Source organism: Magnetococcales bacterium (assembly GCA_015231925.1).
Classification (GTDB): Bacteria; Pseudomonadota; Magnetococcia; order Magnetococcales; family JADGAQ01; genus JADGAQ01.
This window is the reverse complement of sequence record JADGAQ010000197.1, coordinates 1-7,536: the sequence shown is the minus strand read 5'-3', so window position 1 is coordinate 7,536 and position 7,536 is coordinate 1. Positions and strand designations below refer to the sequence as shown.

General features: G+C 57.5%; 6 protein-coding genes. 2 read left to right on the top strand and 4 right to left on the bottom strand.

Features of this window, described 5'->3' with window-relative positions:
* Positions 1–997, top strand: a 997-nt coding sequence (locus HQL56_16665; protein MBF0311149.1) for a glycosyltransferase family 9 protein, incomplete at its 5' end; no start/stop codon positions are given.
* Here the strand turns inward: HQL56_16665 and HQL56_16660 are convergent.
* The 4 genes from HQL56_16660 to HQL56_16645 all read right to left on the bottom strand — a co-directional run bounded on the left by HQL56_16660 (position 972) and on the right by HQL56_16645 (position 5,517).
* Positions 972–2,075: a glycosyltransferase gene (locus tag HQL56_16660; protein ID MBF0311148.1), complete on the bottom strand. Its 1,104-nt coding sequence runs from the start codon at positions 2,073–2,075 to the stop codon at positions 972–974. The genes HQL56_16665 and HQL56_16660 overlap by 26 nt on opposite strands.
* A gap of 53 nt (positions 2,076–2,128) precedes the next feature.
* Complete coding sequence (locus HQL56_16655; GenBank protein MBF0311147.1) at positions 2,129–3,217, bottom strand: glycosyltransferase; 1,089 nt, start codon at positions 3,215–3,217, stop codon at positions 2,129–2,131.
* The gene (locus HQL56_16650; GenBank protein ID MBF0311146.1) at positions 3,218–4,534 is read right to left on the bottom strand and encodes an aminotransferase class I/II-fold pyridoxal phosphate-dependent enzyme; all 1,317 of its coding nucleotides are present in this window, start codon (positions 4,532–4,534) and stop codon (positions 3,218–3,220) included.
* A 161-nt stretch (positions 4,535–4,695) separates the two neighbouring features.
* The gene (locus HQL56_16645) at positions 4,696–5,517 is read right to left on the bottom strand and encodes an RNA methyltransferase (protein ID MBF0311145.1); all 822 of its coding nucleotides are present in this window, start codon (positions 5,515–5,517) and stop codon (positions 4,696–4,698) included.
* Between the two features lie 42 nt (positions 5,518–5,559).
* Between HQL56_16645 and HQL56_16640 the strand changes: the two genes are divergently transcribed.
* Positions 5,560–7,080 carry a DUF4080 domain-containing protein gene (locus HQL56_16640; protein ID MBF0311144.1) on the top strand — a complete coding sequence of 507 codons (1,521 nt, stop codon included), beginning with the start codon at positions 5,560–5,562 and terminating at the stop codon, positions 7,078–7,080.
* Positions 7,081–7,536: the final 456 nt, after the last annotated feature.

Below are 7,536 nucleotides of genomic sequence, written 5' to 3'. Positions count from 1 at the left end.
AGCCCCCATCGTGGCCCACAATCCCGACCTCGACCTTCTGTTGACCGTGCCCCCACAAGTTTTGTTTGGCAGGCAAAGATTATTCCGCCTTCCGAGAGAATTGCTACGCTGGCGGAACGTTTCTTATGACCTGGTCCTCTCTTTCCATGCCGGACAGCGCATTAATCAGTTCATCCGATTGCTTCGAGGTAAAGGATTCGTTGGCCCTGGCAGGGGAAATCTGTTGGCATGGGCTACTCCGGATGGTCATGGTTTTCCTTCTGGATTGAATCATTACGTTGATATCTATCCCGGAATCGTACGGGAGGCGGCAACTTTGGCAGGCATCGCCCATAAGGGAATTCCTCTTCCAAAGGCTCACATAGAGATCACCCCCGATGAGCAGGCGGAGACGAATATCCTGCTTGGCACGCATGGTCTGAAACGCGGTCACTATTTGGCCGTATTTCCTGGGGGAGGAGTCAATCCCGGCGAAAGCGGAATCGTGCGGCGTTATCCAGCCATGGCAAGCGCCATCGCCCTGTTTTTGGAAAAACAACCCGATGTCCCGATCGTGTTCCTTGGCCTGAAGAGTGACACGGAAGCCATCGCCAACGTCACGGCAGCCTTGCAACCCAATCATTCCATAGTGGATCTGCACGGCAAAACCACACTTCGCCAATATGCCTCCCTGTTGCATGCAGCCGGAGTTGTGGTTACCGGGGACTCCAGCGCCATGCACATCGCCTCGGCCTGCAATATTCCCACCGTGGCCATATTTGGCCCGACAGACCCTCGCACCAAGGTCAATCCCCTGGCCAATGTCCGGGTCCTGGCCCCTGAAATACCACAGGAAACCTATCGTGGCCGTTTCCTGGGCGACCCGCAGGAGGCCCTGCGGACCTTCGAGGCCATCGACCCTCACGCTGTCGCCACAGCCCTTCTGGAAGCTTGGTTTGACTCTTCTTCCGCTGGCATGCATCTGTATCCGTCTACTTGCGCAGATAATTTTGAATAAATTTTATCCATTGCGGTATAATATTCTCTAATGAAAAGTCGGTAATACGACGCAGACCTCGTTGCTGATACATCTCCCAAAGGCCTGGTTCAAACAACACCTTTTTTATACCGGCGACCAAAGCCTCGACATTTTCCACCTCCACCAATTCCCCGCAGTAACCATCTTGAAGCAACTCCCGTGGGCCGGACGGACAATCTGTGGCTACAACGGGAAGGCCGTGTTGCAGGGCTTCCAGCAAAACCATGGGAAATCCTTCAAACCGGCTTGGATGGACCAATAGATCCGCCTGGGAATAGTAGGTTGTCGGGGCGGGGCAAAATCCGGGCATGCTGACCACATCCTGCAAACTATTGGCCGCGATGAGCGCCGTGAACGCCTCTCGATCCGGACCTTCTCCCAATAGAGTCAAGCGAACAGGGAGCCCTTCGGCACGCAGCAGCGCCAAGGCGGAAATCAACAAGTCGAATCCTTTATAATATTCAAGACGCCCGCATCCTACTATATTGATCACATCCCCATTAGGATATGTTTTGTGCTGCACGGGAATGTTGGCATTTTTTTCTATGGAATTATAAATGGTGATGGCATTCAAGAACGTCTTACCACAAAATCGATCAAGGGACCGTTTGACGCCTTCCGAAACGCAAACCAAGCCATCCACCTGTCGAAGAGTCCAGCGAAACAGAAACTGAAGGGCGGGGTTCCACATACGACGAATCATACCTAAATCGCTGTGGCTCCATGCCAGTACAGGTTTACCGGAGAGCCACCCCCCGACCAGCGCCATTACGGTGGGCCAACCATCCCGCCCCCCGATCACAAGATCGTGATGTCTGGCCTCCTTCAGAATGGCTCGCAGAACATTGCCAATACGAATGCCAACAGGTTTTCCATCAGATAAGACGGTTACCAGTTTTACCCGAGAATCGAGCGCCCCTAGATAAGATATTACATTATGAAATGCTACTATACTAATGGTATATTGTTGTGCGACAAGCGCGTTGCACAGCCGAATCAAACACCGTTCAGCCCCGCCTCCGCACAGATCAGCTACGATAAATAGTATTTTACCCATCTGTCGATAAACCTCTTCTGCATATACCGATCGCCTTGTTACCGAACGACCTGCTAATTACAATAATATTTAACTAAAGCCTCCCACTCTGGTAGAATTTTTTCCGGAGTGAAATCCTCCGAACGACGCCGTCCGCGATCGGCATACATCCGGCGAAGAGTTGGATGCAAAAGCATGTTCCTCATGGCCGAAACTAATGCCTCGACATCGTCGCAAGACACCAGTTCCCCACAATATCCCCCCTCAAGTAACTCTCCTGGACCGGAAGGACAGTCTGTGGCCACAACAGGAAGGCCTTGCCGCATGGCCTCTAGCACCACTCTGGGGAAACCTTCCATCCGGCTTGGATGAACGAACAGATCGGCATGAGAATAGTATTTATCGATTTCGGCATCAAACCCCGGCATGCTCACGGAATCCTCCACGCCCAGGTTAGACACCAAAGCTGCCAGTTTTGCACGATCAAGTCCTTCTCCCATCAAGACCAATCGGGAATTGATCCCTTCGGAACGTAAACGGGCATAGGCCCTGATCAAGAGATCGAAACCTTTCGAGTCAATCAAACGCCCGCATCCCAAAATAATCGGAACCTCGTTACTCGCCCTCCGATCCACAATCGCATCTTCAAGAAAACTATATATTAATTGAATAGTGGACACCTTGTTGCGGCAGAAAGATTTGAGAGAATCCACGCCTCCTTGCGACAGACACACATTCCCATCCACCCAACGGAACGACCACCGAAAGAGCACACAAAGCAAGGAGGACCAATGCCTAGAATACTGTATCACATCGCAATGAATCCATGAAATTACCGGCTTATTGGCCAAACGCGCCGCAACGAGTGCAACCACCGTGGGCCATCCCTCCAAACCCCCAATAACCAGATCATTCTGGCGAGCTTCCCTCAGTAGGGCCCGCAACACCCTGATGATGCGAAAACCCACCGGCTTTCCATCCGACAGAATGGCCACAACCTTGACCTGAGGATCCAAAAGACCGGGGTAGGCCATCTTGTCGTGGAAGCAAAAAATGGTAACGCGATAGTCCCGTTTGACCAGAGCATTACACAGCAAGATCAGACCCCGCTCCGCTCCCCCTCCTGCCAGATTGGGCATAACGAACAGTAATTGTTTCACCACTCATCCAATTCCGGAGGTCTGTAGCGCAGGAAGCGGCACATAGTCCGGAGCTGATTTCACAAAATCCTGCCACGCTCCGCTCGCCACCGGTCCTGGAGGCAGGTCCAACTTTCCTGCCTGTTTCCGCAACGCCTCCACCAACCGCTGCAGATGCACCGTTTCATGGGTGGCACTCAACGTCAAACGCAACCGGGCCGCACCCTCCGGAACCAGTGGGGCAGCAGCCGCCACGCACAACAACCCCGCCTCCAGAAGAGCTTCCTGGGCTCGACGCGCCTTTTCCGCACTGCCCACATGATAGGGAATGATCGGCGACCAGCGCAACGGTACCGGTAATCCCTCCCGCCAGCAGGCATGCAAAAACCAATGCACGTTGCGCCAGAGCCGCTCCCGTCGCCAGGACTCCTCTTTCAGCAGATCCAGCGCCGCCAGGGCTCCTGCCGCCTGTTCCGCCGGCAGGCCGGAGGTGAAGCGGTATCCCGAGGCGGAAAACTTCAAAAATTCGATCACCTTCCGTGGCCCGCCGACAAATCCCCCCAATCCTCCCAACGCCTTGCTGAGAGTGCCCATGTGGAGATCGATCCCCTCTTCAACCCCGAAATGCTCCGCGATGCCCCGGCCGTTGGCCCCGTACACTCCGGTGCCGTGGGCATCATCCACCATCAGAGTGGCCTCGAAGGTTTTGGCCAGACTCACCAGCTCCGGCAAGGGGGCCAAATCCCCTTCCATGCTGAACACCCCGTCGGTAACGATCAGGGCAGGCCCCTCCGAGGCATGGCTTTCCAGCAACTCCGCCAGATGCGCCACATCCCCGTGACGATACCGCACCACCCGACTGCCGCTGAGGGTACATCCCATGGCGATGCTGCGATGGTTGCCCGCATCGGAAAAGATCACCCCTCGGGAAGCCGTGGCCGGCATGCCGAAAAACCGGGTGCAGTAGTGAGTGGCCCGCATCATGGCGGGGATGACCGCCACATTGGCCAACAATCCGGTGGCGAAGACCATGGCGGAGGGCGTTCCCTTGAAGGCGGCCAGCCTCTCTTCCAACTGTTCCAGAATCTCCAGGTTGCCTCCCAGGCGGCGGGATTCGCAGGTTCCCATGGTGTGGCGTTCGATGGCCTCCCGTCCCGCCTGTTTGAGGCGTGGGTGAAAACTCAACCCCAGATAGTTGTTCGAGGAGAAGGAGAGTACCTCCCGGCCGTCCAGGATCATCACCGGATCGGGAAAACGCGCCACGCGCCATTCCCGCAGATCTTCGCCGTGATTTTCCAGCCAGGCGGCGCATTGGGTGACTTCATCGATTATACGGCTCATGTCATGCGCTTTCCGTTTTGCCTTTCAATATTTAATCTTTAAAGTATCAAAAAAAGAAAATATTCTATCTGTTGACTTTTTAGAATAATTTTAATAAAAGTTTTATAATAAAAGTCAAAGAACAGAACATTTCATTTTTTTGATACTTAAAAGATAAAATATTAAACGTCAACGGATGCGGGGCGCATCAGCTCATAAAGCAGAATCGCCGCCGCCGTGGCCACGTTGAAGGAATCCACCCCCTCCGCCATGGGAATGGTCACACCCTCGGCACAGTGCCGCAAACAGCCCTCCTCCACCCCTTCGTACTCGTTACCCAAAACCAACGCCACCCGATCCCCCCTCTCGCGACGGAATTCATAAAGAGACTGCGTCGTCCCCTGCACCACCGCCGCCAGACAGCGAAAACCCTCCCCTTCCGCCAGCCAGGCCAGATCCTCCGCCATGTTGGCCGAACGCGCCAACGACAGGTTCAATCCCGCCCCCATGGCCGCCCGCACCGCCAGGCGATGAAACGGATCGGAACAAGCCTCTCCCAAAATCACCCCCGTCACCCCGAAACCCGCCGCCACGCGCAAAATAGCCCCCACGTTGCGGGGAGTGGTGATCTTGGGCAGACAAACCAGCGTCATGCCCGTCGCCGCAGGGTACCACTCCCGAAGCAACGGAATCCGGGGGCGTCGTCCCAAGCCGTACAAACCACTCTTGTAGCCCCGCCCCGCCAACAACGGCAGCCACTCCTGCGGCAAACGCATCAGGGGAATCTCCCGTTCCCCGCACGCCGGCAAACGCGGCAACTGTTTGTCCGTAACCAGCAGGGAATGGACCTCCACACCACTGTGCAACAGCCGCTGCACGGTCAAATCCCCTTCGCAAAGGAACAACCCGTCCTCCGGCTCCCGTCCCCCCTGCCAACGCAAGCGATACGGCTGCAGACGGGCATCCTGCGGCGAATCGAGGTCCACCTCGCGCCATCCCGGCATCACCCTGGCCTCCCGGACTCATTTGCGGCAAGATGATGTGCCATGGTCACCATTCTGCTCACCACCCTCAATGCGCGTTATCACCATGCCTCCCTCGGCCTGCGCTGCCTGCTGGCCAACATGGCCGAACTGCGCGAACAAACCGCCCTGCTGGAGTTCGACCTCGAACAGACCCCACGGGACATGGCGGAAGGCATTCTGGCCCATCGACCCCGCATTCTGGGCCTCGGGGTCTATATCTGGAACGTGGCGCTCATCGCCTCGCTGGTGCGCCTGTTGAAGCGCCTGCAACCGGAACTGCGGATCATACTCGGAGGTCCCGAGGCAAGTCACGAAATCGAATGCCAACCCTGGATGAATCAGGCCGACTACATCGTGCGCGGCGAGGGAGAGACCCTTTTCCCCGCCCTTTGCCGGGCCATTCTGCACGACACCCCGCCCGCCGAACGGCTGCTGGGACCACAAGAGGCCAACCTCGCCACCCTGGCGCTGCCCTACGACGAATACAGCGATGCCGACCTGGCCCACCGGCATGTTTACGTCGAATCCTCCCGGGGCTGCCCCTTCACCTGCGCCTTCTGCCTCTCGGCCCTGGATCGCAAAGTGCGCTCCTTTCCACTGCCCGCCTTTTTGCAAGCCATGGCGCGGCTTATGGACCGCGGCGCCCGGCAGTTCCGCTTCGTGGACCGCACCTTCAACCTCTCCCTGGAACACAGTCTGGCCATCCTCGACTTCTTCCGGCGGCAACTTGCCGATCATCCCGATCTCTTCCTCCATTTCGAGATGATTCCGGACCACTTCCCCGCCCGACTGCGGGAAACGGTAGAGGCCTTTCCGCCGGGAACCCTGCAATTCGAGGTGGGGTTGCAAAGTTTCGATGCCACGGTTCAAGAACGCATCGCCCGCAAACAGGATCTGGCCGCCACCGAGGCCAATCTGCTCTGGCTGCGGCGGAAGACGGGGGTGCATCTCCATGTCGATCTGATCATCGGTCTGCCGGGCGAGGATGCGACCGGCTTCGCGGCGGGGTTCGATCGTCTCTGGCGCCTGGCCCCCCACGAAATTCAACTGGGCCTGCTGAAACGCCTGCGCGGAACCCCGTTGACCGCTTCGGAAACAGCCTTCGGGATGGTGTTCAACCCCGATCCCCCTTACGACCTGCTGGCTAACGACCGCCTCGATTTCGCCACCGTGCAGGGATTGAAGCGTCTGGCCCGCTTCTGGGATCTGCTGGGCAACTCGGGACGTTTCCCCACTACGCTACCGCTGCTGCTCGCGCCTCCCGGATCGCCCTTCGAACGGTTCCGGATGCTGACCGAAGCCTTGCACCGCGCTGCCGGAACCAGCCACGGCATCGCCCTGCGCCGGTTGTGCCAGTTGATCCAACAGCAAGCGCCCGAGGTGCTGGGTCTCGACCCGGAGAGAGTGCGGGAGAGTTTGACTCGTGACTATCTGCGCAATCAACCGAAGGAGAAGGGCACCTTTCTCGACCCACCGACGGAAAGGGCTGTCGGCACCGCCGCAGGTCCACCCGCCAGACAGAAAAGACATGGCGCGCCATGAAACATATTTTCTCAAGCATACGGGGGTCCGGGGGGGATTATCCCCCCCGGCGGGGTTCGGGGCAGCGCCCCGAGGTGTTGATGTTGACGTTGCGGGTCGAAGCCCAGAAGAGAGCGCACCAACCCGATCACCTTGCACGATCGTGGAAAACGCTTCGATCCGCCGGAGGGGGCCAGGGGAGGGTCTCATCCTCCCCCTCCTTGAACGCACCACAAAGACACAGCCGGGGTTGCTCAAGAGAAAAGAGCCCCTTGTTCATGAAAACCCGAACAAGGCGGATTGGGCACCTCCCAAAAGGATGGGGAGGATGAGTCCCTCCCCTGGCCCCCTCCGGCGGGTCGAAGATGGGGACAGGGTTTGGAAGCGGTTCGGCGTTGGGCATTTCTCCTTTTGGCTTCGACCCGCTACGTCAACGTCAACACCTCGGGGCGCTGCCCCGAACCCCGCCGGGGGGGA